Origin of the sequence: Ramlibacter aquaticus (assembly GCF_015159745.1) — a bacterium.
Lineage (GTDB): Bacteria > Pseudomonadota > Gammaproteobacteria > Burkholderiales > Burkholderiaceae_C > Ramlibacter > Ramlibacter aquaticus.
The window spans coordinates 1-25,507 of the sequence record NZ_JADDOJ010000023.1 but is presented as its reverse complement, the minus strand read 5'-3'; the positions used below and the strand labels follow the sequence as shown (position 1 = coordinate 25,507).

Sequence of the window (25,507 nt, the reverse complement as noted above, 5' to 3'; positions counted from 1 at the left end):
ATGGCCTGGGCGGAGGCGCTGTTCGCCGCGGCCTGCCTGGCCGCCGCGCTGGCGCTGCAGCCCTGGCGCATGCTGGCCGCGGGCGGCACGGGCGTGCAGCTGCTCTCGCCCTTGCTGGGCACCGTGGTCATCCTGCCCTGGATGTGGGCGCTGCCCGCGCTGCACAGCATGCCGCTGCAGCTGCAGTGGTCGGGCGCCTGCTTGGTGCTGCTGATGCTGGGCTGGCCGCTGGCGGTGCCGGCCCTGCTGGCCGTGGCCGGCGTCGCGGTGGCGATCTCGCCGCTCACGCTGCGCGAGGGCCTGGACCTGGCCGTGTGGAACGGCCTGGTGCCCGCCAGCCTCGCCCTGGGATGGGGGGCGCTGCTGCGCCGATTCACCCGGCCGCACCCCTTCGTCTACCTGCTGGGCCGCTGCTTCATCGGCAGCGTGCTGTGCCTGTTCGCGGCCTCGCTGATGCAACACCTGCTGGGCCATGTGCTGCCCGGCGTGGCCACCGGCCTGGGCCTGGTGGGCCGCTGGCTGATGGCCTGGGGCGACGCCTTCGTCACCGGCATGCTGGGCGCGATCTTCGTCGCCTTCCGGCCGCAGTGGATGGCCACCTGGTCCGACGCGCGCTACCTGGAATCCTGAACTCCGCACTTGCGACAATCCCCTCCCATGTCCCTGCAAGAAATCTCCCCCGGCCTCGCCATCCGCGGCTTCACGCCCCCGCTCACCCTGCGCGACTTCAAGCTGATCGCCTTCGACATGGACTCCACGCTGATCAACATCGAGTGCGTGGACGAGATCGCCGACGTGGTGGGCCGCAAGGAGGAAGTCGCGGCCATCACCGAGGCCGCGATGCGCGGCGAGATCAGCGACTACAAGGAGAGCCTGCGCCAGCGGGTCAAGCTGCTGCGCGGCGTGACCATCGCCGACATGGAGGAGGTCTACGTCCAGCGGCTGCAGCTCAACCCCGGCGCGCGCGAGCTGGTGGCTGCCGCCAAGGCGGCCGGGCTCAAGGTGCTGCTGGTCTCCGGCGGGTTCACCTTCTTCACCGACCGGGTGCGCGACACCCTGGGCATCGACTTCACGCGCTCCAACGTGCTGGAGGTGGAGTCCGGCCCCAACTGCGGCCAGCTCACGGGCCGCATGGTGGACCAGCCCTGGGGCGACATCTGCGACGGCGCCGAGAAACGCAAGATGCTGCTGGAGACCTGCGCGCAGCTGGGCATCTCGCCCCGCCAGGCCATCGCCATGGGCGACGGCGCCAACGACCTGCCCATGATGGGCGAGGCCGGGCTGTCCGTGGCCTACCACGCCAAGCCACGCGTGCGCGAGCAGGCCATGGTGGCGATCGACCAGGGCGGGCTGGACCGCCTGCTGGAAGTCGTGCGGCCCTGAGGCGCTGCCTCAGGCCTGCGCCGGCCCCTGGGCCAGCTGCATGAAATAGCCCGCGCCCACCAGGCCCATGCCGCCGTCCACCGGCAGCAGCGCCCCGGTGACATAGCTCGCCGCCGGCGAGCACAGCCACATCACGGCCTGCGCGATGTCGTCGCGGGTGCCGTAGCGCTGCAGTGGCACGGCGCGGCGTATGGCCTGGTGCGCGGCCTCGTTGGGCGCCAGGCGCTCCATGCCCTCGGTGCCCTCGATGGGCCCGGGCGACACGCTGTTGATGCGCACGCCCGCGCGGCCCCATTCCATCGCCAGCGTGCGCATCACCTGGTCGATGCCGGCCTTGGCGGCGCACACGTGCACCTGGCCCGGCATGGGCACGTAGCTCTGCGGCGCGCTGATGTTGACCACCGCCGCGCCCGGCTTGCGCAGGTGCGGCCAGGCCGCCTTCATCACGTGGAAGGTGCCCAGCAGGTCGATGTCGATCACGCTCTTGAAGCCGTTCGCCGACAGCGCCTCGGCCGGCGAGACGAAGTTGCCCGCCGCGCCCGAGACCAGCGCGTCGATCGGCCCCCAGGCCGCCGCCACCGCCGCCAGGGCCTGGGCCACCGCGGGCGCATCGCGCACGTCGGCGACATGGCCCGCCGCGTCCCCGGCGCCGGCCGCGCGCAGTTCGCGCACCGCGGCCTCCACCTTCTCCGGCTTGCGGCTCATCACCGCCACCCGCGCGCCGGCGCGCGCGAAGGCGAGCGCGATCCCCAGGTTGATGCCGCTGGTGCCACCGGATACGAACACCGTCTTGCCTTGCCAGTCGCCTGCCATCGCTGTCTCCTTGGAATGGGAACCGGGGTTCAGGCCTCGCGCTCGATGAGCGGCCGGCCGGCCTGCACCGTGAAGCGGGCCAGGGTCTGCACGCCGCTGTCGCTGCGCGCGACGTCGTCCAGCACGCGCAGCGAGGTCACCAGCCTGCCCGGCGTGAACTCGGCGATGCCGTAGCCCTTGCGTTCGATGTCGGCGAAGACGAAATGCGGGTTCTCCGCGAGCTCGTCGGCCAGGGTCTTGCGCGCGAACGCGCGCGAGCTGATGCTGGTGCCGCAGAACTCCACGCCCAGCGTTTCGCTGTCGGGCCTGTCGTAGTCGGCCTTGACGTGGCCGACCCAGTTCTCGTGCACGTCGCCGCCCAGCAGCACCACGTCGCGCACGCGGTTCGCCTGCAGCGCGCCCGTCACCCGGCTGCGGGCGGCGCGGTAGCCGTCCCAGCCATCGTTCCACAGCGTCTGGCCGGGGCCGCGCTTCGTGTCGCGCTGGCCGAACAGGGTCTGCTGGCCGAACACCGTCCAGCCGGCCTCGGGCCGGGCGAGCTCGGCTTCCAGCCAGGCCTGCTGCGTCTCGCCCAGGAGCGTGCGGCGGGGGTCGTCCCAGTTGGGGCAGCCGGCCACGTCCAGGAAGCTGGAGCCCAGCCGGCCGCCCTTGTTGCACACCTGCGCGTCGCGGTACTGGCGGTCGTCCAGCAGCACCAGGCGCCCCAGCCGGCCCAGGCGCTGCGTGCCGTAGAGCCGCACCTCCTCGCCCGCCAGCAGGCCGGCGGCCGCGCGCGTGAGCGTGGCAGCGCGCAGCGGCATGTGTTCGTAATAGGCCTGGTAGGCCGCTGCGCGCCGGGCCTTGAAATCGGTGTCGGGCGGGCTGCCGGCGCCGCTGAAGCCGGCCGTGGTGCCCGCATAGTCGTTCATCACCTCGTGGTCGTCCCAGGTGCTGATCCAGGGACAGGCCGCATGAATCGCCTGCAGGTCGGCGTCGCCCTTGTAGAGCGCGTAGCGGGCCCGGTAGTCCTCCAGCGTCATCACCCAGCCGCCGGGCACCGGCCGCACCGGGTGCGAGGCCCCTGCGTACTCGTAGATGTAGTCACCCAGGAACAGCACCAGGTCGGGCTCGTCGGCCCGCATGTGGCGCCAGGCCGTGAAGTAGCCGTGTTCCCAGCGCTGGCAGGAGGCGTAGGCGATGCGCAGCCGCGCCACGGCGGCATCGGGGGCCGGCAGGGTCCGTGTGCGGCCCACGGGACTCACCGCATCGCCCGCCATGAACCGGTAGTGGTACCAGCGGTCGGGGGCCAGGCCCTGCACCTCGGCGTGCACCGAGTGCGCGAGCTCGGGCAGCGCCTGCGATTGCCCGCTGCGCACGATGCGCGTGAAGGCCGCGTCATGGGCCACTTCCCATCGCACCGTGGCCGCCGGCGCACCGGTGGGAAGTTGCAGGCGCGTCCACAGCACCATGCCGTCGGGGCTGGGCGAGCCGCTCGCCACGCCCAGCGTGAAGGGATCCTGCTGCAGCCGGGGCTGCGACCAGGCCGCGCGCGGCAGCCAGAGTGTGGCCGCGGCAGAAGCCGCGGCCTGCAGCCAGCGGCGGCGGTCAAGGAAGAGCGGGTCCATGGCCGGGCCACTATAGCGCGATACTTGGGGCCATGATTCCCTTCTCCGTGCTCGACCTGTCGCCCATCGTGGAAGGCGGCAGCGCCTCGCAATCCTTCGCGGCCAGCGCCGCGCTCGCGCGCCACGCCGAACAGCTGGGCTTTCACCGCTACTGGCTGGCCGAACACCATGGCATGCCCGGCATCGCCAGTGCCGCGACCTCCATCCTCATCGGCCACGTGGCCGCCGCGACCTCGACGATCCGCGTGGGCTCGGGCGGCATCATGCTGCCCAACCACTCGCCCCTGGTGATCGCCGAACAGTTTGGCACGCTGGAGGCGCTGTACCCCGGGCGCATCGACCTCGGCCTGGGCCGTGCCCCGGGCTCGGACCCGAGCACCTCGCGCGCCCTGCGGCGCAACCTGGACACCGACCCGGACGACTTCCCGCGCGACGTGCTGGAGCTGATCGATCTCATGTCCGACGAGCCGCAGCAACGGGTGCGCGCGGTGCCGGGCCAAGGCGCCAAGGTGCCGGTGTGGATCCTGGGCTCCAGCCTGTACGGCGCGCAGCTGGCGGCCATGCTGGGCCTGCCCTACGCCTTCGCCTCGCATTTCGCGCCGCAGCAGATGATGGACGCGATCCAGGTCTACCGCCGCACCTTCAAGCCCTCGCGTTTCCTCGACAAGCCGCACCTGATGCTGGGCTTCAGCGTGTTCGGCGCCGACACCGACGAGGAGGCGCAGCTGCTCGCCAGTTCGCAGCAGCAGGCCGTGGTGAATCTGCGCAGCGGCCGGCCCTCGCGCCTGCCGCCGCCGCGGCCCGGCTACCGCGAAAGCCTGGACCCGGGCACCCGGGCCATGCTGGACAGCATCCAGGCCTGCGCCGCGATCGGCTCGCCCGCCACGGTGCGCGAGAAGCTGCACCGCTTCATCGAAACCACCGGCGCCGACGAGCTGATGATCGCCTGCGCCATGCACGACCAGGACGCCCGCCTGCGTTCCTACGAGATCGCGGCGCAGGCGCGCGAAGTCGTGGCGGCCTGAACGCGGCAGCGGCGGCGCCGCTCAGCCGCGCGTGCGCCGTGGCAAGGGATAGGCCGGGTCGTTGAAGCCCGGCGTGGACGGGTGGCCCGGGCTGACCAGCGAATCCACCAGCGCCTCGTCCTGGGCATCCGGCACGAAGTCCACCGCCGGCAGGTAGTCGCGCCACTGCGCCAGGGTGCGCGGCCCGGCGATCACCGCGCTCACGGCCCGGTGCGCCAGCACCCAGGCCGTCGCGAACTGCGCCAGGCTCACGCCGCGACCCGCCACATGCGCCTGCAGGCGCTGCGCGATCTGCAGCGATTCCTCGCGGAATTCGGTTTCGGCGATGCGCTTGTCACCGCGCGCCGCGCGCGTGCCGGCGGGCGGCTGGCTGCCGGGCGCGTACTTGCCGGTGAGCACGCCGCGGGCCACCGGGCTGTAGGGCGTAACGCCGATGCCGTGGTGCGCGCAGGCCGGCAGGATCTCGACTTCCGGCATCCGGTTCAGCAGGTTGTAGTACGGCTGGCAGACCACCGGCTGCGGCACGCCCAGCAGGCCGCACAGGCGCACGATCTCGGCGATGCGCCAGCCGCGGAAGTTGGAGACGCCCCAGTAGCGGATGCGGCCCGATGCGATCAGGGTGCCCACGGCGCAGATCGGCTCCTCCAGGTCCATGCCCTCGAAGTCGCGGTGCAGGTAGAGGATGTCCACGTGGTCGGTGGCCAGGCGGGCCAGGCTGGCGTCCAGCTCGCGCAGCATCCAGCTGCGCGAGTAGTGGCCCTCGTTGGGCCGGTCCGACATGCGGTTGCCCAGCTTGGTGGCCAGCACCCAGCGCTCGCGGCGGCCGCGCAGGATCTCGCCCAGCATGGCTTCGGAGGCGCCGCGCGTGTACACGTCCGCGGTGTCGATGTAGTTCACGCCCTGGTCCTGGGCGTCGTCGACGATGGCGCGGGCCTCATCGAGGGCGGTCTGGTCGCCGAACATCATGGTGCCCAGGCAGAGCACGGACACTTCGAGGTTGCTGCGCCCCAGGCGGCGGTATTGCATGGTGCTGTCCTTCAGCAGAGGGTGATGGAGAGGTCGGTGAGAGGCGCGTCGAAGCGCGCGCGCCAGTGCTGGCCCGCCGCCAGCGGCCAGGCGTCGGTCCAGGTGCCGGTGGTGACCACGTCGCCGGGCTGCAGGTCGGGCGCCCCCGGGCAGTTGCGAAGCTCGGCCAGGAAGTGCGCGAGCGCATGGAGCGGCCCGTCCAGGACGTTGGCACCGCTGCCCTGGTCGCGCAGGGTGTCGCCCTCGAAGAGCTGCACCCGGGCCGCGGCCAGGCGGCTGTCCAGCGCGTGAGCGGTGTCGGAGATCTCCCGCACCGGGCGCCGCGGCCCGACCAGGAGGCGTGCGTGCAGGCCCTGGTCGGCGACGGTGTCGGCGGGCAGGAACTTCCAGTCCGGCATGTGCGACTGCACGATCTCGAATCCGGGTGCAACCCATTCGATGCAGTCGAAGAGATCGTCCAGCGTGGCGCGCGCCGGCGGCGTCTGCCGGATGCCGAACACGGCCTCGGGCTCCAGCCGTGGCTGGCAGGTGCCGGCCAGCGCCACGCGGCCCTCGCCCTCGCAGACGCTCAGGGTGGTGTCCCAGACGGTGCCCCAGATGGGCGCATGCACCTGGTAGCGGTCCCAGATCGTGCGGTTGGTGAAGCCGACCTTGAAGCCGCGCGGACGCTCGCCGCGCGCGATGCGGGCCGCGCGCACCGCGAGCGCGTGTTCGTAGGCGACGCCCAGGTCCATGCCGCAGCCGTGCGGCCACGGGCGGGCGTCGTCGTGGTGGGCCAGCAACTGCTGGGGTGAAAGCATGTCCATGGCCTCACTGTAGCCGTCACGGCCGCCCTTGCGCAGGCGCCGCCACCGGCCCAAGATGCACGGCATGCTGGAACGCCCCATCCCCTCGACCGGCGAGACGCTGCCGGTGATCGGCTGCGGCACCTGGCTGGGCTTCGACGTGGGCGCCCGGCGTGCCGACTGGCCCGCCCGCGCCGGGGTGCTGCGTGCCCTGTTCGACGCGGGCGGCCGGGTCGTCGACAGCTCGCCCATGTATGGCACGGCCGAGCAGGTGCTGGGCGAACTGCTGCACGCGGGCGGCCTGCGCGAGCGTGCCTTCGTCGCCACCAAGGTCTGGACCACCGGGCGCGAGGCGGGCATGGCGCAGATGGAGCGATCGTTCGCGCTGCTGCGCACGCCGGTGATCGACCTGATGCAGGTGCACAACCTGGTGGACTGGCGCACGCAGCTGGCGACCCTGCGCGACTGGAAGGCCCGTGGCCGGGTGCGCTACATCGGCGTCACGCACTACACGCCCTCGGCCCATGCCGAGCTGGAGAAGGTGATGCGCGCGCAACCGCTGGACTTCGTGCAGCTGGACTATTCGGCCGAGGACCGCCATGCCCGCCAGCGCCTGCTGCCCCTCGCGGCGGAACGCGGCATGGCGGTGATCGTCAACCTGCCTTTCGGCGGCGGCGGCCTGCTGAAGTCCTTGTCCCGCCGCCCTTTGCCGGGCTGGGCCGCGGAGATCGGCTGCACCACCTGGAGCCAGGTCCTGCTGAAATTCGTGCTGTCCGAGCCCGCGGTGACCTGCGTGATCCCGGGCACCGCCGACCCGCAGCACATGGCGGACAACGCACAGGCCGGGCGCGACGCGCCGCCCGATGCGGCCTTCTGGGCCGGCAAGCTGGACCCGTGAGCCCGCGCCCGGCTCGCTGGGGCCGGGCGCGCCTCAGCCGGCCAGGGCTTCCAGCCGCCGGGCGGCCTCGCGGCGGCCGATCTTGCGCAGGCCGGCGATGGCTTCGATCTGCCGGGGGCGGGGACGGGTGTTGCCGCTCTCCCACTTGTAGACCGACAGCGCGGAGACGCCCAGCAGCCGGGCCAGGGCCGGCGCGGACAGCCCCAGCCGCTTGCGCTGCGAGGCCAGGCTGCGGGCCGAGAAGCGCACGCGTGGGCCTTCGGGTTCGCCCCCGGCATCCGCCGCCTGCACGCTGGCCGGCCGGCTGCGCCCCTGACGCTTCACCGCCTGCTCCAGCTGCTGGAGGCGGCGCTTGAGCGCGGCGATCTCGCTGCGGTAGTGCGCCACGGACTTTTTCAGGGCCTGGATGTCCGCGCGCGTCTCCTTGCGGGCGACCCGGGCGATCTCGTCCTTCAGGACAGAAGCGATGTTAGGCATGCTTTTATCTTAGTCCTTGCCCGGCCAGCCTCAAGTGTGGCTTTCCCGGCCGGGTCAGGTGCCGGTCTGCGGCACGCGCCGCAGCGGCTGCCAGCCGGCGAACTGCGGCCAGTGGCGCCGCACCACCGGGCCCTCGAAATCCCATGCGATGCAACGGCCCAGGTGGTAGGGCGGCTCGCTGACCTCGCCCTTGGGCTCGCCGGCGAGGCGACGCTCGCGCTCGCGCCAGGGGTAGACGGTCTGGTAGGCGGCGGTGGCCAGGTTGAAGAGCAGCTCGCGCAGGTGCGTGCAGCCGCGCACGCCGCCCAGGGTCTTCTCGATCGCCTGGCGCCAGCCCGGGCCCAGCGACGCGCCCACCATGCCCTGCATGGGGTCCTCGCCGGCCCGGCATTCGCCGTAGGGGGTGTCGTCCATCACGGCCTCGATCGCGTGGATGGTCATGCTGTCGTCGATGGTGACGCGGATCGCCATGCCGTGGATGGGCGTGCCCACCGGCATGTGGCCCCGGTCCTCCATGTCGAAGGGGTAGGCCTTGGTGTCGGCCATGCGGCCTTCGATGTCCCACAGGCCGTCCTCGCGCAGGAAGCCCTGGTAGGTGACGGCGCGGGTGTGCAGGTGGGTACGGGGAGCGGGAGCGGACAGGGGCATGCCGCGATTTTCCCAGACTTGGGACCCCGCCCGGCCGACGGGCGCCGGGCGCGGCCTCAGTGGCGGTCCAGCAGCTGCTCGATGCGCCGCCGCCAGCCGAAGGCGCGCGCATGGGTGGAGGACAGGTGCGAGGCCTGCAGGGCGAGCGTGGCGTGGTCCAGCGCCTCGCCAGTGCGGCGCGCGGCCAGCGCCTCGCGGGTGAGGTCGTAGATCTGGCGCCGGAAGCTGGTGCCGGCACGGGACGAGAGCGGCCCCAGGTCGCGGAAGGCTGGGCGCCGGCCGAACCACACCTGCTGGAACCAGTGCCCGCTGACGGGGTCGTGCCAGCTCAGGTAGCCGCCCTCCAGCACCTGCCGGGGGCGGCTGAGGGCGCCGGTGTGGCTGTAGCGCTCGCCCGGGTGTTGCGCGGTCGCGAAATACCGCGGGGTGTAGAAGTCGGACACCAGCACCCCGTCGATCAGGTAGGCGAACTGGGCGGCCTCGCAGGGGTCGCAGGGCTCGACCAGGAACTCCACCCGGCCCTGCCCCGTCTTGGGCGACTGGCCGGCGGCCAGACGGTTGCCGTAGGGGTCGACCAGCATCTCCACCAGTTCATGGCTGGCGGTCAGCGACCAGCCCGGCTCCACCTGCACCAGGGCGAAGGGCTGGCCGGCATCGTCCTCGTGCACGCCGGCCGCCCCGGGCGCGTGGATGTCGTCACGCAGGATGATGGGCCAGTAGCCCACCGGCACGTCCTCCAGCCGGGCGAAGGCATGGACCGTGGCCTGCAGCTGCCAGGCCGGGCCCAGGTCGCGCACGGCCTGCTTCTGCAGGGCGGCGCTGACCGGTCCGAGCGCTTCGAAGGGGGCATGGGGGGATTCGGAAACGATGGCGATCTGCCGCAGGTCCATGGCGCGAGGCTCCAGAGGGGGAAGCCCCGCATGCTCATCAGTGACCGGGTCCACGCCATCCCCCGGACGAGGGAGGGGCGAAGACCGCACAGGCCGGGATTGTCCCGCCTCGGGCAACAATCCATCCCGGCACGACGGCTTTATGCGCGGACGCGGCCGGCCCAGAATGGAACCCTGAGGAACCTGCCATGAACCGACTGCCTTCGCTCTTCGTCTCCCACGGCGCGCCCACCTTCGCCATCGAACCGGCGCAGGCCGGCCCCCTGCTCACGCGCCTGGGCCAGCAGCTGCCGCGGCCGCGCGCGGTCCTGGTGCTGTCGCCGCACTGGGTGACGCGCGGGGTGCGCGTGGCGGCCACGGCCCACCCCGAGACCATCCACGACTTCGGCGGCTTTCCGGCCGAGCTCTACCGCATCCAGTACCCGGCGCCCGGCGCGCCCGAGGTCGCGCGCCGCGCCGTCGCCCTGCTGCAGGCGGCGGGCTGGCCGGCCGCGGAAGACCCCCAGCGCGGCCTGGACCACGGCGCCTGGGTGCCCGTGCGCCACCTGTTCCCGGATGCGTCGGTGCCGGTGCTGCAGGTGTCCATGCCGCACGACCTGGACCCGGCCGGCGCCGTGCGCCTGGGCCGCGCCCTGGCGCCGCTGGCCGCCGAAGGCGTGCTGATCCTGGGCTCGGGCAGCATCACGCACAACCTGTACGAGTTCCGCCAGCAGGTCGAGGCGCCGGGCGCCGCGTACGCGCAGGCATTCGTGGACTGGGCCCGCGGCGCGGTGACCCGCCACGACGAAGCCGCCCTGGTGGACTACCTGCGCGTCGCACCGCACGGCCAGCGGGCGCACCCCACGCCCGACCATTACCTGCCCCTGCCCTTCGCCTTCGGCGCGGCGCAGGCCGACGCGCCGGTGCGCGTCATCGACGGTGGCATGACCTACGGCACCCTGGCCATGGACGCCTACGTCTTCGGCGAGGCGACCGAGGCCGCCCTGGCCTAGGGCGCGACCTGCCCGCACCGGGTTCGCCCGGGGGACATGCACCAGGGATGCGTGACGGCACAATGCGCCGCATGACGCTTCCCCCGCTTGCCGACGCCTTGCCCGACGCCGCCCTGGCGGTGCTCGGCCGGGCCCGGCGCCACGCCACCCCGTGCGGCGAGGGCACCCTGGTCTGGCATGTCTGGGGCGAGGGCCGGCCGCTGGTGCTGCTGCACGGCGGCAGCGGCAGCTGGACCCACTGGATCCGCAACGTCGAGGCCCTGGCCGCGGCCGGCCGCGCGGTCTGGGTGCCGGACCTGCCGGGTTTCGGCGATTCGGCGCGCCCCGCGCAGGGCGAGGACGCGGACGCCATGGTGGCGCCGCTCGCACAGGGCCTGGACCGCCTGCTGGGCCCGGCCGCGCACGAGATCCTGGGCTTTTCCTTCGGCGGCATGCTGGCCGTGCTGCTGGCCCAGGCCCGGCCGGACGCCGTGGGGCGGCTGCTGCTGGCGGGGCCGCCCGGCCTGGGGCTGCGCGACCGGCGCCTGCCGCTCGCGCCGTGGCGCCATCTGCCCGACGAGGCCGCGCGCCTGGCCGTGCACCGCGCCAACCTGGGCGTGCTCATGCTGCACGCGCCCCAGGCCATCGATGACCTCGCGGTACGGCTGCAGGCGGCCAACGCGGCGCGTGACCGCATGCGCAGGCGGCGACTGGCGCTCACCGACATCGTTGTCCGCACACTGCCCCAGCTGCGCTGCCCCGTGGACGCGATCTACGGCGAGGAGGACGCGCTCTACCGAGGCACCTTGGAGGAGGCGAAACAGCGGCTGCAGGCCGCGCCCGGCTTCGGCCGCATGGTGGTGATCCAGCAGGCCGGGCACTGGGTGCAGTACGAGGCGCCCGCGGCCTTCAACGCGGCCGTGCTGGACCTGCTCGGCTGAGCCCGGCCGGCCTCAGCCCTGCCGGGCCGGCGGCGTGAAGTGGTAGACGCTGTCGTTGAGGTGGCGTGTCACCTCGTCCACGTCCTCCTGCGACCACTGCTGTCCGACCTGCGACTGCCAGCGGTCCACCCACTGGCGCAGGCTGGGCCAGTCGCGGGCCAGGTGACGGTCGCGCCAGTGCACCTGGGCGCTGTGGCACTGGATGCAGCGCGTGTCGTAGAGCAGCTGGCCGCGGCTGGGCGCGTCGGGCTGGGCCTGGACGGCACTCACCAGGGCCAGCAGGCCGGCAAGGAACAGGGGGCTGCTGCGTCGCATGCCTCCATGCTAGGCCGCCGGCCGCCGCGCGCCTTGCGCTGGCTCAACCCGGCTGGAGCGAGAGCTGGCGCTGCACCCAGGCCGCGATCTGCGAGGGCGAGGTCAGCGCGCCGGCCTGGCGGGCGACCTCGCGGCCGCCCACGTACAGGGCCAGCGTGGGGATGCTGCGGATGTTGAGCCGGGCGGCGACCTGCTGGGCCAGCTCGGTGTCCACCTTGGCCAGCCGGATGCGGGGTTCCAGCTGCGCGGCCGCGGCCTCGAAGGCCGGCGCCATCATGCGGCAGGGCCCGCACCAGGCGGCCCAGAAGTCCACCAGCACGGGCAGGTCGCCGCGCGTCACGTGGCGGTCGAAGCTGGCGTCGTCCAGCGCGACCGGGTGGCCGGTGAACAGCGGCTTCTTGCAGTGGCCGCAGTCGGGCGCGCTGCCCAGCTGCGCGCCCTTCACGCGGTTGGTGGTGTGGCAGTGCGGGCAGACGACGTGCAGGCTTTCCATGGCAGCCATCTGGGGCCGGCCGCCGCGGATGCAAGCGCGGCCGTGCCCTGCAGGGGTGCGTGGCGGGGGCTAGAGCGCGCGCCCCAGCCGGGCGATGCCTTCCTCGATGCGCGCCACGTCAGCGGTCGCGAAGCTCAGGCGGAAGCTGGACGGATCCGGGTCGGCGGCGAAGAAGGGTGAGCCGGGCACGAAGGCCACGCCCTGGGCGATGGCGCGGCGGGCCAGCTCGCCGGCGTCCGCCAGCTTGCCGCCGGCGCCCGTCAGGCGGGCCCAGAAGAACAGCCCGCCCTGCGGCTGGGTGAAGGTGACGGCGTCGCCCAGCTCACGCTGCAGGGCGGCGCCCATGGCACGCGCGCGTTCGCCATACACCTGGCGCACGTGCTGCAGCGTGGCCGGCATGCGGCCGCTCTCCAGGTAGGCGGCGGCGGTGGCCTGTGCGAAGGTGCTGGTGTGCGCGTCGCTGAACTGCTTGCACATGGTGGCCTTGGCCAGCAGCGCCGCCGGGCCCACCATCCAGCCCACGCGCAGGCCGGGGCTGAGCACCTTGGACAGGCTGCCGCAATGCACCAGCCAGTCCGCGCTGCCCGGCACCTGCGGGCTGAGCGCGAGCAGGCTGGGCGGCGGTGCCTCGCCGAAGTACAGGTCGCCGTAGGGGTCGTCCTCGACCACCAGGGTCTGGTACTTCACGGCCAGCTCCAGCACGCGCAGGCGGCGCTCCCGGCTGAGCATGGCGCCGCTGGGGTTGCCGAAAGTGGGGATCAGGTACACCAGCTTGGGCTTGTGCGCGACGATCAGCTGCTCCAGCCGGTCGACCTGCACGCCCTGCGCATCGATGGGCGCGGACACCATCTGCGCACCGTACAGCTTGAAGCACTGGATGGTGGCCAGGAAGGTCGGGCCCTCGACGATGACCCGGTCGCCCGGGTCCACCATCACCTTGCCCAGCAGGTCCAGCGCCTGCTGGCTGCCGGTGGTGACGATCAGGCCGCCGGGCTGCACGCTGGCGGCGCCCTTGGCGTGCATGAAGGCCGCGATCTGCGCGCGCAGCGGGTCGTAGCCCTCGGTGGCACCGTACTGCAGGGCCGGCCCCGGGGCGTCCGCCAGGGCCTTCTGCACGGCCGCCTGGATGCCCTGCACGTCGAACATCGCGCTGTCGGGGAAGCCCCCGGCGAAGCTGATGATGCCGGGCTTGCCCAGCAGCTTGAACAGCTCGCGGATGGCGGAGGTTTCGACGTTGTCGAGGCGGGCGGCGAAAGGCAGTGACATGGCGGGTTCTCGGCTGGGCCCCAGATGGTAGCCAATCCGCCCGCCCCCTTCCGGGCGCCCGGCCGTTCAATGCGGAGCGGCTTCCTGCAGTTCCTCGCGCAAGGGCCGGGTGGACGCGCGCGGGAACACCCGCACGCCGCCACGGTCCATGCGGTGCGGTGTGTCGCCCGCGGCGTCCCAGCCCTGGCCCTGCGCGTTCTGGTGCACGTCGATGGCGCCCAGGTCGTGCATCAGCTCCACCGCGCGCGAGGCCTGCTCCTCGTCGGTGGCGTCCACCACGACCACGCTGTGGCCGGCCTGCACCGCCTGCGAGTACACACGGGCATGGCCGCGGGCGGGCGCGTCCAGGCCGAACAGGCTGGCGAAGAAGCGGCCGTACGAGGCAAGCCCGCCCGGCGAGGCCGCCACCTCGCGCTCCGCGCTGCCCATGAGCTGCCGGCTGGCCTCGGGCGGCAGCCCGGTACCGGGTTCGCCCGCTGGCGGCTCCTGGATGTGCACGTCCTGCCGTGCGAAGCCCGCCTGCACGAGCCGGTTGAGCGCGCGCTGCGCCGTGTCGCTGTCCTTGAAGGCGCTGATCACCGTCTGCATGAAGCTCTCTCCGTGAGGTTGTCCTGGCCCATTCTTGGGGCTGGCCACGGATGCGCTGTAGTCGCTGCCAGCAAGCGCCGGTAGGACGGGACAACCCGGGCTTGGCGGCCCGGATGGGCCTGCCTACACTGGCCCGCATGATCGAACAGACCCTGGACCTGCCCACCGCCGACGGCGCCATGAACACCTTCGTGGTGCACCCCGAGGAGAACCAGCCGCACCCCGTGGTCTTCTTCTACATGGACGCGCCCGGCTTCCGCGGCGAGCTGCGCGACATGGCGCGCCGCCTGGCCAGCGTGGGCTACTTCGTGGTCCTGCCCAACCTCTACTACCGGCGCACCCGCGACTGGTACCTCACCGAACGGACCGAGGCCCAGATGGCGGTGATGTTCGAGCACATGCACTCGCTGCAATTGCCCATGGTGGTGCGCGACACCGAGGCCATGCTGCGCTACGTGGACGCCCACCCGGCGGCCCAGGCCACGCGCATCGGGGCGGTCGGCTACTGCATGAGCGGGCCCTTCGTCATGGCCGCGGCCGCCGCCTTCCCCGACCGATTCCAGTGCATCGCGTCCATTCACGGCGCGAACATGGCGACCGACAGCCCGGATTCACCGCACCGCCTGGCGCCGCGCATCCGTTGCGAGAGCTACTTCGCCTGCGCCGAGATCGACAAGTGGGCGCCGCCCGCCGCGATCGCGACGCTGGAAGGGGCGCTGAAGGAGGCCGGCACCCCGCACCGCATCGAGTGGTACCCGGGCGCGGAACACGGCTTCGTGTTCCCCAAGCGCGGCGCGATCTACCACCGCGAGAGCGCGGAGCGCCACTGGGAGCGGCTGTTCGAGATGTTCGGGCGCCGTCTGGCGGCCGGCTGAGGCCCGCCTGCGAAGTGGGAGGACGCGGCCCGGGTGGGCCGCCCGCCCTCAGAAGCCCGCGGCCTGGCCGTCGCGGCGCGGGTCCGACGCGACCACGTAGCCTTCGCGCTTGGGGTCGCCGGCCCGCCAGATGAACTGGCCGGCGCCGAAATCCTGGTAGCTGTCGACGATGACGTCGGTGTGGTGGCCCAGGTCCTTCAGGCCCTGCACCAGCGAGGGCGCCATCTGCTGCTCGACGTTGATCTCCAGGCCGGCGTTGAAGCGCCAGCGCGGCGCGTCGCAGGCGGCCTGCGGGTTCTGGTTGTAGTCCAGCATGCGCACCAGGGTCTGCAGGTGGCCCTGCGGCTGCATGTTGCCGCCCATCACGCCGAAGCTCATCACCGGCTGGCCGTCCTTGGTGAGGAAGGCGGGGATGATGGTGTGGAAAGGCCGCTTGCCGGGCGCGACCTGGTTGGCCCCGGGCGCGAGCGAGAAGCCATGGCCCCGGTTCTGCAGGCTGATGCCGAAGCTGGGCTCCACGCAGCCCGAGCCGAAGCCCATGTAGTTGCTCTGGATGAAGCTGACCATCATGCCGTTCTCGTCGGCAGCGGTCAGGTAGATGGTGCCGCCCTTGACCGGATTGCCGGGCGCGAAGGGCTGGGCCCGCTTGGGATCGATCAGCTTCGCGCGCTGCGCCAGGTAGGCGTCGTCCAGCATCTGCTCGGTGGTGACTTCCATGTCGCCGCGCTCGCCCACGTAGCGGTACACGTCGGCGAAGGCCAGCTTCATGGCCTCGATCTGCAGGTGCTGCGAGGCGATGCTGTCCGGCCCCAGGCCGGCGATGTCGAATTTCTCCAGGATGCCCAGCGCGATCAGGGCCGCGATGCCCTGGCCGTTGGGCGGGATCTCGTTCAGCGTGTAGCCGCGGTAGTTGCGCGAGATCGGGGTGACCCACTCCGGCTTGTAGGCCGCGAAGTCGCTCGCCTTGTGGCTGCCGCCGTTGGCCGCCGAGAACATCTCGATCGCGTGGGCGATCTCGCCGCCGTAGAAGGCATGGCCGCGCGTCTGCGCGATCGCGCGCAGGCCGCGTGCGGCGGCCTGGAACTGGAACAGCTCACCGACCTGCGGGGCGCGGCCCCAGGGCAGGAAGGCCTGGGCGAAGCCCGGCATGTGGCCCAGCTCCGGCGTGGCGGCGGCCCACTTCTGCTGCACCACCACGGGCACCAGGTAGCCGCGCTCGGCGATCTCGATGGCCGGCTCCAGCAGGTCGGCGAAAGGCAGCTTGCCGAAACGCTCGGACAGCGCCACCCAGGACGACACCGCGCCCGGCACGGTGACCGAATCCATGCCGCGCTTGGGCGGGGTGGTGGCGTCGCCGCCGTATTTCTGGCGGAAGTGCGCCGGCGTCCACGCCGCCGGGGCGCGGCCCGAGGCGTTCAGGCCGTGCAGTTCCTTGCCGTCCCAGAGGATGGCGAAGGCGTCGCTGCCCAGGCCGTTGCTCACCGGCTCGACGATGGTCATCGCCGCGGCGGCGGCCACGGCCGCATCCACGGCGTTGCCGCCCTTCCAGAGCATGCGCAGGCCGGCTTGCGCCGCCAGGGGGTGGGAGGTGGACACCACGTTGCGCGCAAAAACGGGCAGGCGGGTCGACGAATAGGGGGTGGCCGGATCGAATTTCATGCTTGCTGCATTATTGCGTTTCCATGAAAGCATCGCTCATCGCCCCGTTCTTCGCCACCCTCAAGGCGGCCAACCCCCATCCGCAGACGGAACTGGAATTCACCACGCCCTTCGAGTTGCTGGTGGCGGTGCTGCTGTCGGCCCAGGCCACGGACGCCGGTGTCAACAAGGCGACACGCAAGCTCTTCCCTGTGGCGAACACGCCGCAGGCCATCCTGGACCTGGGCCTGGAAGGGCTGGAGGGCTACATCCGCAGCATCGGCCTGTACCCGACCAAGGCGCGCAACCTGATGGCGACCTGCCGGATCCTGGTCGAGGCGCACGGCGGCGCCGTGCCGCGCACCCGCGAGGCGCTTGAAGCCCTGCCGGGCGTGGGCCGCAAGACGGCCAACGTGGTGCTCAACGTGGCCTTCGGCGAGGAGACCATGGCGGTGGACACGCACATCTTCCGCGTCTCCAACCGCACCGGCCTGGCCCCGGGCAAGGACCCGCTGGCCGTGGAGGAAGCCCTGCTGCGGCGCGTGCCGCGGGAGTACCTGGGCGACGCCCACCACTGGCTGATCCTGCACGGGCGCTACGTGTGCGTGGCGCGCACACCGCGCTGCTGGGAATGCGCCGTGGCGCAGTTCTGCGACTTCAAGCCCAAGACGCCGCCGCCTGCGGCACGCTGAGGCTGGGGCCGGGACACGGTGCCCGGCCGCGCTCAAGGCGCCTGCCAGCCGCCGCCCAGGGCCTGGATCAGCGACACCGCCGCCACCTCGCGGTCGGCGGTGGCCTGGGCCAGCGCCTGGCGCGCGCTCGCGGCAGTGGCCTGCGCGGTCACGACCTCGGTGAAGCCGACCTGCCCGGCTTCGTACCGGTTGAGCACCTGCTGCTCGGCCAGGGTCGCGGCCTGCGCGGCCTGCTCGCGCAGCGTGCGCTGCTGCGCCAGCACACGGCTGGCGACGAGCTGGTCCTCGACCGCCTGGAAGGCCGACAGCACCGTCTGCCGGTACTGCGCAGCCGCCAGTTCCACCCCCGCGCGGGCCGACTCGACCTGCGCCGTGGTGGCGCCCCCGTTGAAGAGGTTCTGCGCCAAGCTCAGGCCCAGGGCCCAGGTCAGCGACGAAGCCCGGAACAGCTCGCCCGCGGCCGCCGCGCCCAGCCCGGCATTGGCGCTCAGCCCCAGCTGCGGGAACCAGCCGGCCAGGGCCACGCCCACCTGGGCGTTGGCCTGGGCGACGCGGCGCTCGGCGGCGGCGATGTCGGGGCGGCGCTGCAGCAGGGTCGAGGGCAGCACCTCGGGCAGCTGGGGCACGACCGCCTGCCATTCCGCGCGCTGCGGCAGCGAGAAGCCGGCGGGCGCCTGGCCCACCAGCACGGCGATGGCGTGCTCCAGCACCGCGCGCTGGCGCTCGTAGCCCAGCAGGTCGGCCTGGGCGTTGGCCAGCTGCGTCTGCGCCTGCAGCACGTCGGTGCGCGCGGCGATGCCGGCCTGGTAGCGGTTCTGGGTGATGCGCAGCGAGCGCTCGTAGCCGGTGATGGTGCGGGCCTGCAGCGCCCGGGCGACGTCCAGCTGGCGCAGGTTGAACCAGTCCACCGCCAGCTCGCCCTGGGCCGACAGGCGGGCTGCCGCCAGGTCGGCCGCGCTCGCCTGCTCGCCGGCGCGTGCCGCATCGACGCCACCAGCCAGCCGGCCCCACAGGTCCGGCTCCCAGCTCGCGCCTATGCCGAACTGGAAGCTGTCGCGCGGGTTGGCGCCCACGCCGGCGAAGGCGCCCGAGCCCGTGCCCCCCGCGCCGGCCGCGCCCGACGCGGCGCGGTTGCCGCTGCGGTCGGCGCCCGCCGTGAGGTTCACCGTGGGGAAGAGCGCGGCCCGCTGCTGGGCCACCAGCGCCCTCGCCTGCCGGTAGCGCGCCACCGCGGCGGCGACGTTGTTGTTGGACACCTCCACCCGCGCCATCAGCCCGGACAGCTCCTCGTCCTGGAAGGCCGCCCACCAGGGCCCGCGGTCCAGGGCATCGGCCGGCGCAGCAGGCACCCAGGTGCCTGCGCCCTCCTTGAAGGCGACGGGGGTGTCGACCACCGGGCGCTGGTAGGCCGGCGCCACGGCGCAGCCGGCGAGGGCCAGCACGAGGCCGGCCAGGCCGGCGAGACGCGCGGGTCGCAGCGGGAGCGCCGCGCGGCGGAAGCGGTGCAGGTTCTTCATGGCATTCATGGCGTGTCCACCGCCGGCGCGGCATCCGCCGCATGGCGGCCGTAGGCGCGTTCGTTGGGGCTGCGCCGGCGCAGCTTGTCCAGCAGCAGGTAGATGACGGGCGTGGTCAACAGCGTGATGAGCTGGCTGGCCAGCAGCCCGCCGATGATGGCCACGCCCAGCGGCCGCCGCAGCTCGGCGCCCTCGCCGAAGCCGATGGCCAGCGGCAGCGCGCCCAGGCCGGCGGCCAGCGTGGTCATGAGGATGGGGCGGAAGCGCAGCAGGCAGGCCTCGCGCACCGCGGCGTAGGGCGACAGCCCGCGCGAGCGTTCGGCGTCCAGGGCGAAATCGATGATCATGATCGCGTTCTTCTTCACGATGCCGATCAGCAGGAACAGGCCGATGAGCGCGATGATGGACAGGTCCATGCCCGCGATCAGCAGCGCCAGCACCGCCCCCACGCCCGCCGAGGGCAGCGTGGACAGCACCGTGACCGGGTGCACCAGGCTCTCGTACAGCACGCCCAGCAGGATGTAGATCACCACGATGGCCGCGCCGATCAGCAGGCCCTGCTGGCCCTGCGACTCCTGCGCGGCGCGGGCCGTGCCCTCGAAGCTGCCGCGCACGTTCAGCGGCAGGCTGGTCTCGGCCAGCGCACGCTCCACCGCCCGCTGGCCGTCGGCGATGTTGCGGCCCTCGGCCAGGTTGTAGGAGACGGTGGCCGCGAGCTCCGCGTCCTGGTGGTTCACCGCGCTGGCCGCGGCCCGCTCCGACACCCGCGCAATGCTGGACAGCGGCACCATCGTCGTCGCGCTGCCGCTCACGGCCTGGCCGGTGCCGGCGTCGCGCAGCGCGGGGTTGACCGAGTTGGCCGCGGTCGCGGCGGCGCTCGTCGCGGCCGCCAACGCGCCTGCCGCGGCGCTGCCCACCTGCCCGCCGTTGCCCTGCGTCGCCGGGTTGCTGCCGCCCGCCGCACCGGCCGACGTGCCGCCCGCCGCGGCGTTGCGTGCCGGCACCTGGATGTCCTGCAGCGCGTTCGGGCTGAGCGCGTAGCGCTGCGCCACCCCCAGCACCACCCGGTACTGGTTCTGCTCGTCGTAGAGGGTGGCGACCTGGCGCTGGCCGAAGGCGTCGTAGAGCGCGTTGTCGATGTCGCGCGGCGTGATGCCCAGGCGGGCGGCGCTGTCCTTGTCGATGTCGACATAGGTCTCGATGCCGTTCTCCTGCTGGTCGTTGTCCACGTCCACCAGCTCGGGCTGGCGCTTCATGGCCTCGGTCAGGCGCAAGGTGGCCGCGCGCAGGTCGGCCACGTTGTCGGCCTTGAGCGTGTACTGGTAGGTGCTGTTGGTCTGCCGCCCGCCCATGCGCACGTCCTGCACCGGGTTCAGGAACAGGGTGACGCCGGTGACCCGGGCCAGCTGCGGCCGCAGCCGGGCGATCACGGCCCGCCCGCGCTCGTTGCGCTGCGCTGCCGGCTTGAGCTGGATGAACAGGAAGCCGCCGCCTGCCCGCGAGCCGCCGGTGAAGCCCACCACCGTGTCCACGGCCGGGTCGCTGCGGATGATGTTGACCAGCTGGCGCAGCTTCTCCTGCATGGCCTGGAAGGAGATGCTCTGGTCCGCCCGCAGGCCGCCGGCGATCTGCCCGGTGTCCTGCTGGGGAAAGAAGCCCTTGGGGATCTTGACGAAGAGGTAGCCGTTCAGCGCCACCACGCCGATGAACACCGCCAGCACCAGCCAGCGCGCCGAGAGCGCCCAGTCCAGGCTGTGCGCGTACATGCGCTGCATCCAGCTGAAGCTGGCCTCCAGCGCGCGTGACACACGGCCGGGGCGTCGCTGGTGCGCGTCGGCGCCCAGCAGCCAGGCGCAGAGCATGGGCGTGGTGGTGAGCGAGATGACCAGCGAAATCATCACCGCCGCCGAGAGCGTCACGGCGAACTCGCGGAACAGCCGGCCTACCTGCCCGCCCATGAACAGGAGCGGGATGAACACGGCCACCAGCGACAGGCTGATGGAGAGCACGGTGAAGCCGACCTCGCGCGCGCCCTCCAGCGCGGCGCGGAAACGGTTCATCCCGGCCTCGATGTGGCGGGTGGTGTTCTCCAGCACCACGATCGCGTCGTCGACCACGAAGCCGGTGGCCACCGTCAGCGCCATCAGGCTCAGGTTGTTGAGCGAAAAGCCGAGCAGGAACATCACGCCCAGGGTGCCGGCCAGCGAGACCACGGTGGCCAGCGCCGGGATGAAGGTGGCCCGCACGCTGCGCAGGAACAGGCTCACCACCAGCACCACCAGCATGAGCGCGATGAACAGCGTGAGCTCGACCTCGTGCAGCGAGGACCGGATGGAACGCGTGCGGTCGCTGGCGACCTGCAGGCGGATGTCCGGGGGCAGCTCGGCCTCCAGTTCGGGCAGCAGCGCGCGCACGGCGTCCACCGTCTTGATCGCGTTCGCACCCGGCTGCAGCGTCACCAGCACCACCACCGCGGGCTGGCCGTTGAACAGGCCCAGGGTGTTGATGTTCTCCACCCCGTCCGTGACCTCGGCCACGTCCTGCAGGCGCACGGCCGCGCCGTTGCGCCAGGCCACCACCAGCCCGCGGTAGTCCTCGGCCGTGGGGCGGCCCTGCGACGTGACGCGGGCGCTGGTGTAGATCTGGAACTGCCGGCCCTCGCCTTCCACCGTGCCCTTGGGCCGGTTGGCGATGCTGGCCTGCAGGGCGGTGCGCAGGTCCTCCAGCGCAATGCCGTAGCGGTTGAGGGCGAGCGGATTGGCGTCCACGCGCACCGCGGGCAGCGAGCCGCCGCCGATCTCCACGTCGCCCACGCCCTCCACCTGCGAGACCTTCTGCTGCACCAGGTTGGAGACCTCGTCGTAGATCTGGCCCGGCGTGCGCCGGGGCGAGGTCAGGGCCAGGATGACCACCGGCGAGGCCGAGGGGTTGACCTTGCGGTAGGTCGGGTTGCTGCGCAGGCTGCTCGGCAGGTCGGCCCGTGCCGCGTTGATCGCGGCCTGCACCTCGCGCGCAGCGGCGTCGATCTGGCGGTTCAGGTCGAACTGCAGGCTGATGCGGGTGCTGCCCGTGCTGCTGCTGGAGGTGACTTCGTTCACCCCGGCGATCACCGCCAGGCGCCGCTCCAGCGGCGTGGCCACGCTGGTGGCCATGGTCTGCGGGCTGGCACCCGGCAGCGAGGCGCTGACCGAGATCACCGGGTAGTCCACCTGCGGCAGCGGCGCCACCGCGAGCAGGAAGAAGGCCGCCACGCCCGCCAGCAGGATGCCCAGGGTCAGCAGCACCGTGGCCACCGGGCGGCGGATGAAGGGCTGCGACAGGTTCATCAATCGGCGCTCCGCGGCGCGGGCCGCCACTCGGGCGGCAGGTCCTGGTCATGGCGCGGGTGGCGGCGGCGCCAGCGCTGGGCCAGGCTGTCGAAGCCCAGGTAGATCACCGGCGTGGTGAACAGCGTGAGCAGCTGGCTCACCACCAGGCCGCCGAAGATGGCCAGGCCCAGTGGGCGCCGCAGCTCGGCGCCATCGCCCCAGCCGAACATCAGCGGCAGGGCGGCGAACAGCGCCGCCAGGGTGGTCATCAGGATGGGCCGGAAGCGCAGCAGCGCAGCCTGGTGGATGGCCTCGCGGGCCGGCTTGCCCTCCACCCGCTCGGCCTCGATCGCGAAGTCGATCATCATGATCGCGTTCTTCTTCACGATGCCGATCAGCAGGATGATCCCGATGATGCCGATCACGCCCAGGTCGTTGCCGGTGAAGAGCAGCGCCAGCAGCGCGCCCACGCCGGCCGAGGGCAGCGTGGACAGGATGGTGAGCGGGTGGATGTAGCTCTCGTAGAGCACGCCCAGCACGATGTACACGCACACCACCGCCGCCAGAATCAGCCACAGCTCGTTGGCCAGTGAGGATTCATAGGCGCCCGAGGCCCCCAGGAAGTTCAGGCTCACCGTGCGCGGCAGCCCGATGGCCGTTGCCGCCTTGCGCACCGCGTCCACCGCCGTGCCCAGGGCCACGCCGGGGGCCGCGTCGAAGTTGACGGTCGCGGCCGGGTACTGCGCCACGTGCGTGACCTGCAGCGGCGTGCGCTGCTCCACCACGCGCGCCACCGCCGACAGCGGCGTGGTGCTGCCCGAGGAGGTCTTGATCTGCACGTCGCCCAGCGCGGCGGGCGTGGCGTCGCCGGGCTGCGACTCCAGGATCACGCGGTACTGGTTGGTGTCGGTGAAGATGGTCGACACGATGCGCTGGCCGAAGGCGCTGTACAGGGCGTCGTCGATGGTGGAGGCGGAGATGCCCAGGCGCGCGGCCGAGTCGCGGTCGATGTCCACCCGCACCGCCGAGCCGGTGGCGGCGGCGTCGGTGCTCACGTTGCGAAGCTGCGGCGCACCGGCGAGCTGGGCCACCAGGCGCTGCGCCCAGTCCCGCACCAGGGCCGGGTCGGCGGCTTCCAGGGACACGCGGAACTGCGTCGGGCCGGTCTCGGCGTCGATGGTCAGGTCCTGCGTGGGCTGCAGGAAGAGCGTGGTGCCCGGCGCCGCCGCCTGGGCACGGTCCCGCAGCCGCGCCATCACGGCCTCGGGGGCGCCGTGGCTCTTCTTCAGGTTGATCAGCATGCGCCCGGTGTGCAGCATGGTGTTGTTGGCGGCGTCCACCCCCACGAAGCTCGACAGCGAAGCGACCTCGGGGTCGGCCATGAGGGCGCGGGCCGCGGCCTGCTGCAGCCGCGCCATCTGCGGGTAGCTGATGGATTCGGGCGCCTGCAGCCGTGCCTGCAGCTGGCCGGTGTCCTGCGTCGGGAACAGGCCCTTGGGGATGAACACGTAGAGCAGCGCCGTCAGCACCAGCGTGCCCAGCGCCACCACCAAGGTGAACCGCTCGCGGGCCAGCACCCACTGCAGGCCGCGGTCGTAGTGGGCGATCACGCGGTCGAAGCGCTGCTGCATCCAGCCGCCCCAGCCGCCCTCGCCGCCGGGATGGGCCGTGAGCCATCGGCCCGACATCATGGGCACGAGCGTGAGCGAAACCACGGCCGAAATCAGGATGGTGATGGCCAGGGTGACCGCGAACTCGCGGAACAGCCGCCCCACCACGTCGCCCATGAAGAGCAACGGGATCAGCACCGCGATCAGCGAGACCGTGAGCGAGACGATGGTGAAGCCGATCTCGCCGGCACCGCGCAGCGCCGCCTGCAGCGGCGGCTCGCCCATCTCGATGTGGCGCGAAATGTTCTCGATCATCACGATCGCGTCGTCCACCACGAAGCCGGTGGCGATGGTGAGCGCCATCAGCGAGAGGTTGTTCAGGCTGTAGCCCAGCAGGTACATCGCACCGCAGGTGCCGACCAGGGAGATGGGCACCGCCAGGCTGGCGATCACCGTGGCGCGCGCGCTGTGCAGGAAGGCGAAGATCACCAGCACCACCAGCAGCACGGCCAGCAGCAGCTCGGTCTGCACATGCTCGACCGAGACGCGTATGCCGGTGGTGCGGTCGCTCAGCACGTCCACCCGGATCGAGGGCGGCAGGCTGGCGGTGAGCTCGGGCAGGCGCTGCTTGATCGCATCCACCGTGGCGATCACGTTGGCCCCGGGCTGGCGCTGCACGTCCAGCACCACCGCCGGCTTCAGGCCGCCCGCGAGCCCGGCCCAGGCGCCCAGCTTCACGTTCTCGGCCCCCTCCACCGCCTGCGCCACGTCGGACAGGCGCACAGCCGCGCCGTTTCGCCAGGCCACCACCAGCGAGCGGTAGTCCGCGGCCGTCATCAGCTGGTCGTTGGCATTGATGCTGTATTGCCGGGTGGGGCCGTCGATGCTGCCCTTGGCACCGTTCGCGTTCGCCGCGGCAATGGCCGTGCGCACGTTGTCCAGGCCCAGGCCCAGGCTGGCCAGCGCCCGGGTGTCGACCTGGATGCGCACGGCGGGCCGCTGGCCGCCGGCCAGCGTCACCAGGCCCACGCCGCTGACCTGGCTGATCTTGAGCGCGAGCCGGGTGTTGACGATGTTCTGCACCTCGGTGAGGGGCAGCGTGTCGGAGGTGATGGCCAGCGACAGCACGGGCGCATCGGCCGGGTTCACCTTGGCGTAGATGGGCGGCGCCGGCAGGTCCGCCGGCAGCAGCGAGCCGCCGGCGTTGATCGCCGCCTGCACCTGCTGCTCGGCCACGTCCAGCGCCAGGCCCAGGCCGAACTGCAGCGTGACGATGGAAACGCCCGCCGCGCTGGTGGAGGCCATGCGCGCGAGGCCCGGCATCTGGCCGAACTGGCGCTCCAGCGGCGCCGTGACAGTCTGCGCCATCACCTCGGGGCTGGCCCCGGGGTACAGGGTCTGCACCTGGATGGTCGGGTAGTCCACCTGCGGCAGCGCCGACAAAGGCAGGAAGCGCAGGCCGACCAGGCCGGCCAGCACGATGGCCAGCATCAGCAGCGAGGTGGCGACCGGCCGCAGGATGAAGGGACGCGAGGGGCTCATGGCGCCTTACTGCCCGCCCCCGCCCGGCCCGCGCCGCTGCTGGATCGCGTGCCAGCGCTCGACCGCCGCCGGGTCGCCACGGTCCAGCGCCTCGAGGAACTTGCGCCGCCGCGCCAGCTGCTCGGGGTCGCCCGCCGCGCTGTCCAGCATGCGCTGGCGTTGCTCGGGGGTGGGCTTGTCGCCTGGCGCGGTTGCGGGTGCG

At 72.4% G+C, this 25,507-nt stretch carries 23 protein-coding genes and 1 pseudogene; 8 read left to right on the top strand and 16 right to left on the bottom strand.

All coding sequences use genetic code 11. The features are described 5' to 3' along the window. Together IM725_RS07810 and serB are read left to right on the top strand one after the other, a co-directional pair. A complete protein-coding gene (locus tag IM725_RS07810) occupies positions 1–630 on the top strand; it encodes a hypothetical protein (protein WP_193780013.1) in 630 nt (209 codons plus the stop codon). Between the two features lie 27 nt (positions 631–657). Next, complete coding sequence (serB, locus tag IM725_RS07805; RefSeq protein WP_193780012.1) at positions 658–1,383, top strand: phosphoserine phosphatase SerB; 726 nt, start codon at positions 658–660, stop codon at positions 1,381–1,383. Positions 1,384–1,392: 9 nt separating this feature from the next. Here the strand turns inward: serB and IM725_RS07800 are convergent, their stop codons facing one another. Together IM725_RS07800 and IM725_RS07795 are read right to left on the bottom strand one after the other, a co-directional pair. Beyond that, entirely contained in the window at positions 1,393–2,196 is an 804-nt protein-coding gene (locus tag IM725_RS07800; protein ID WP_193780011.1) for an SDR family oxidoreductase, read from the bottom strand. Positions 2,197–2,225: 29 nt separating this feature from the next. Next, the gene (locus tag IM725_RS07795) at positions 2,226–3,800 is read right to left on the bottom strand and encodes an alkaline phosphatase D family protein (protein WP_193780010.1); all 1,575 of its coding nucleotides are present in this window, start codon (positions 3,798–3,800) and stop codon (positions 2,226–2,228) included. Positions 3,801–3,832: 32 nt separating this feature from the next. Between IM725_RS07795 and IM725_RS07790 the strand changes: the two genes are divergently transcribed. Beyond that, positions 3,833–4,825 carry an LLM class flavin-dependent oxidoreductase gene (locus IM725_RS07790; protein WP_193780009.1) on the top strand — a complete coding sequence of 331 codons (993 nt, stop codon included), beginning with the start codon at positions 3,833–3,835 and terminating at the stop codon, positions 4,823–4,825. A 21-nt stretch (positions 4,826–4,846) separates the two neighbouring features. On the opposite strand, the gene IM725_RS07785 is transcribed toward IM725_RS07790, so the two are convergent. Beyond that, positions 4,847–5,851 carry an aldo/keto reductase gene (locus IM725_RS07785; protein WP_193780008.1) on the bottom strand — a complete coding sequence of 335 codons (1,005 nt, stop codon included), beginning with the start codon at positions 5,849–5,851 and terminating at the stop codon, positions 4,847–4,849. 11 nt (positions 5,852–5,862) lie between these two features. After that, positions 5,863–6,657: a 2-keto-4-pentenoate hydratase gene (locus IM725_RS07780; RefSeq protein WP_227753673.1), complete on the bottom strand. Its 795-nt coding sequence runs from the start codon at positions 6,655–6,657 to the stop codon at positions 5,863–5,865. Between the two features lie 55 nt (positions 6,658–6,712). On the opposite strand from IM725_RS07780, the gene IM725_RS07775 reads away from it, so the two are divergent. Further along, positions 6,713–7,534 (top strand): aldo/keto reductase, encoded by an 822-nt coding sequence (locus tag IM725_RS07775; RefSeq protein WP_193780029.1) that lies wholly within the window; start codon positions 6,713–6,715, stop codon positions 7,532–7,534. Positions 7,535–7,567: 33 nt separating this feature from the next. On the opposite strand, the gene IM725_RS07770 is transcribed toward IM725_RS07775, so the two are convergent. The 3 genes from IM725_RS07770 to IM725_RS07760 are packed head-to-tail and all read right to left on the bottom strand — an operon-like array spanning position 7,568 to position 9,549. Beyond that, positions 7,568–8,011 carry a helix-turn-helix domain-containing protein gene (locus IM725_RS07770; protein ID WP_193780007.1) on the bottom strand — a complete coding sequence of 148 codons (444 nt, stop codon included), beginning with the start codon at positions 8,009–8,011 and terminating at the stop codon, positions 7,568–7,570. Between the two features lie 54 nt (positions 8,012–8,065). Continuing rightward, complete coding sequence (locus IM725_RS07765; RefSeq protein WP_193780006.1) at positions 8,066–8,659, bottom strand: DUF2889 domain-containing protein; 594 nt, start codon at positions 8,657–8,659, stop codon at positions 8,066–8,068. Positions 8,660–8,715: 56 nt separating this feature from the next. Continuing rightward, entirely contained in the window at positions 8,716–9,549 is an 834-nt protein-coding gene (locus IM725_RS07760) for a hypothetical protein (protein WP_193780005.1), read from the bottom strand. Between the two features lie 188 nt (positions 9,550–9,737). On the opposite strand from IM725_RS07760, the gene IM725_RS07755 reads away from it, so the two are divergent. Beyond that, the gene (locus tag IM725_RS07755) at positions 9,738–10,541 is read left to right on the top strand and encodes a dioxygenase family protein (RefSeq protein WP_193780004.1); all 804 of its coding nucleotides are present in this window, start codon (positions 9,738–9,740) and stop codon (positions 10,539–10,541) included. A 71-nt stretch (positions 10,542–10,612) separates the two neighbouring features. Continuing rightward, complete coding sequence (locus tag IM725_RS07750; protein WP_193780003.1) at positions 10,613–11,461, top strand: alpha/beta fold hydrolase; 849 nt, start codon at positions 10,613–10,615, stop codon at positions 11,459–11,461. A gap of 12 nt (positions 11,462–11,473) precedes the next feature. Here the strand turns inward: IM725_RS07750 and IM725_RS07745 are convergent, their stop codons facing one another. The 4 genes from IM725_RS07745 to IM725_RS07730 all read right to left on the bottom strand — a co-directional run bounded on the left by IM725_RS07745 (position 11,474) and on the right by IM725_RS07730 (position 14,123). Next, entirely contained in the window at positions 11,474–11,776 is a 303-nt protein-coding gene (locus tag IM725_RS07745; RefSeq protein WP_193780002.1) for a cytochrome C, read from the bottom strand. A 43-nt stretch (positions 11,777–11,819) separates the two neighbouring features. Beyond that, positions 11,820–12,278 (bottom strand): thioredoxin TrxC, encoded by a 459-nt coding sequence (gene trxC, locus IM725_RS07740; RefSeq protein ID WP_193780001.1) that lies wholly within the window; start codon positions 12,276–12,278, stop codon positions 11,820–11,822. Positions 12,279–12,338: 60 nt separating this feature from the next. After that, the gene (locus IM725_RS07735; RefSeq protein ID WP_193780028.1) at positions 12,339–13,529 is read right to left on the bottom strand and encodes an aminotransferase-like domain-containing protein; all 1,191 of its coding nucleotides are present in this window, start codon (positions 13,527–13,529) and stop codon (positions 12,339–12,341) included. 72 nt (positions 13,530–13,601) lie between these two features. Further along, positions 13,602–14,123, bottom strand: coding sequence for a hypothetical protein (locus IM725_RS07730; RefSeq protein WP_193780000.1), 522 nt, complete (start codon positions 14,121–14,123; stop codon positions 13,602–13,604). A 137-nt stretch (positions 14,124–14,260) separates the two neighbouring features. Between IM725_RS07730 and IM725_RS07725 the strand changes: the two genes are divergently transcribed. Then, entirely contained in the window at positions 14,261–14,998 is a 738-nt protein-coding gene (locus IM725_RS07725) for a dienelactone hydrolase family protein (protein WP_193779999.1), read from the top strand. Between the two features lie 48 nt (positions 14,999–15,046). Here IM725_RS07725 and IM725_RS07720 read toward each other — a convergent pair whose 3' ends face one another. Further along, positions 15,047–16,657, bottom strand: a complete 1,611-nt coding sequence (locus IM725_RS07720) for a gamma-glutamyltransferase family protein (RefSeq protein ID WP_227753671.1) — start codon at positions 16,655–16,657, stop codon at positions 15,047–15,049. 23 nt (positions 16,658–16,680) lie between these two features. On the opposite strand from IM725_RS07720, the gene nth reads away from it, so the two are divergent. Beyond that, positions 16,681–17,328: an endonuclease III gene (gene nth / locus IM725_RS07715; RefSeq protein ID WP_193779998.1), complete on the top strand. Its 648-nt coding sequence runs from the start codon at positions 16,681–16,683 to the stop codon at positions 17,326–17,328. A 32-nt stretch (positions 17,329–17,360) separates the two neighbouring features. Here nth and IM725_RS07710 read toward each other — a convergent pair whose 3' ends face one another. From IM725_RS07710 to IM725_RS07695, 4 genes and pseudogenes are all read right to left on the bottom strand, one after another. Further along, positions 17,361–18,845: an efflux transporter outer membrane subunit gene (locus IM725_RS07710; RefSeq protein ID WP_193779997.1), complete on the bottom strand. Its 1,485-nt coding sequence runs from the start codon at positions 18,843–18,845 to the stop codon at positions 17,361–17,363. A 5-nt stretch (positions 18,846–18,850) separates the two neighbouring features. Further along, complete coding sequence (locus IM725_RS07705) at positions 18,851–22,171, bottom strand: efflux RND transporter permease subunit (RefSeq protein ID WP_193779996.1); 3,321 nt, start codon at positions 22,169–22,171, stop codon at positions 18,851–18,853. Further along, positions 22,171–25,305 carry an efflux RND transporter permease subunit gene (locus IM725_RS07700; protein ID WP_193779995.1) on the bottom strand — a complete coding sequence of 1,045 codons (3,135 nt, stop codon included), beginning with the start codon at positions 25,303–25,305 and terminating at the stop codon, positions 22,171–22,173. Before IM725_RS07700 ends, IM725_RS07705 begins: the two co-directional genes overlap by 1 nt. A gap of 6 nt (positions 25,306–25,311) precedes the next feature. Further along, positions 25,312–25,507, bottom strand: a pseudogene (locus IM725_RS07695) (efflux RND transporter periplasmic adaptor subunit); the annotation flags it as partial.

Bases quoted from the DNA above. Each gene is read 5' to 3' on its own strand.
- IM725_RS07810 (WP_193780013.1), top strand. From the start codon at position 1: ATGGCCTGGGCGGAGGCGCTGTTCGCCGCGGCCTGCCTGGCCGCCGCG.
- serB (WP_193780012.1), top strand. From the start codon at position 658: ATGTCCCTGCAAGAAATCTCCCCCGGCCTCGCCATCCGCGGCTTCACG.
- IM725_RS07800 (WP_193780011.1), bottom strand. From the start codon at position 2,196: ATGGCAGGCGACTGGCAAGGCAAGACGGTGTTCGTATCCGGTGGCACC.
- IM725_RS07795 (WP_193780010.1), bottom strand. From the start codon at position 3,800: ATGGACCCGCTCTTCCTTGACCGCCGCCGCTGGCTGCAGGCCGCGGCT.
- IM725_RS07790 (WP_193780009.1), top strand. From the start codon at position 3,833: ATGATTCCCTTCTCCGTGCTCGACCTGTCGCCCATCGTGGAAGGCGGC.
- IM725_RS07785 (WP_193780008.1), bottom strand. From the start codon at position 5,851: ATGCAATACCGCCGCCTGGGGCGCAGCAACCTCGAAGTGTCCGTGCTC.
- IM725_RS07780 (WP_227753673.1), bottom strand. From the start codon at position 6,657: ATGGACATGCTTTCACCCCAGCAGTTGCTGGCCCACCACGACGACGCC.
- IM725_RS07775 (WP_193780029.1), top strand. From the start codon at position 6,713: ATGCACGGCATGCTGGAACGCCCCATCCCCTCGACCGGCGAGACGCTG.
- IM725_RS07770 (WP_193780007.1), bottom strand. From the start codon at position 8,011: ATGCCTAACATCGCTTCTGTCCTGAAGGACGAGATCGCCCGGGTCGCC.
- IM725_RS07765 (WP_193780006.1), bottom strand. From the start codon at position 8,659: ATGCCCCTGTCCGCTCCCGCTCCCCGTACCCACCTGCACACCCGCGCC.
- IM725_RS07760 (WP_193780005.1), bottom strand. From the start codon at position 9,549: ATGGACCTGCGGCAGATCGCCATCGTTTCCGAATCCCCCCATGCCCCC.
- IM725_RS07755 (WP_193780004.1), top strand. From the start codon at position 9,738: ATGAACCGACTGCCTTCGCTCTTCGTCTCCCACGGCGCGCCCACCTTC.
- IM725_RS07750 (WP_193780003.1), top strand. From the start codon at position 10,613: ATGACGCTTCCCCCGCTTGCCGACGCCTTGCCCGACGCCGCCCTGGCG.
- IM725_RS07745 (WP_193780002.1), bottom strand. From the start codon at position 11,776: ATGCGACGCAGCAGCCCCCTGTTCCTTGCCGGCCTGCTGGCCCTGGTG.
- trxC (WP_193780001.1), bottom strand. From the start codon at position 12,278: ATGGCTGCCATGGAAAGCCTGCACGTCGTCTGCCCGCACTGCCACACC.
- IM725_RS07730 (WP_193780000.1), bottom strand. From the start codon at position 14,123: ATGCAGACGGTGATCAGCGCCTTCAAGGACAGCGACACGGCGCAGCGC.
- IM725_RS07725 (WP_193779999.1), top strand. From the start codon at position 14,261: ATGATCGAACAGACCCTGGACCTGCCCACCGCCGACGGCGCCATGAAC.
- IM725_RS07720 (WP_227753671.1), bottom strand. From the start codon at position 16,657: ATGAAATTCGATCCGGCCACCCCCTATTCGTCGACCCGCCTGCCCGTT.
- nth (WP_193779998.1), top strand. From the start codon at position 16,681: ATGAAAGCATCGCTCATCGCCCCGTTCTTCGCCACCCTCAAGGCGGCC.
- IM725_RS07710 (WP_193779997.1), bottom strand. From the start codon at position 18,845: ATGAAGAACCTGCACCGCTTCCGCCGCGCGGCGCTCCCGCTGCGACCC.
- IM725_RS07705 (WP_193779996.1), bottom strand. From the start codon at position 22,171: ATGAACCTGTCGCAGCCCTTCATCCGCCGCCCGGTGGCCACGGTGCTG.
- IM725_RS07700 (WP_193779995.1), bottom strand. From the start codon at position 25,305: ATGAGCCCCTCGCGTCCCTTCATCCTGCGGCCGGTCGCCACCTCGCTG.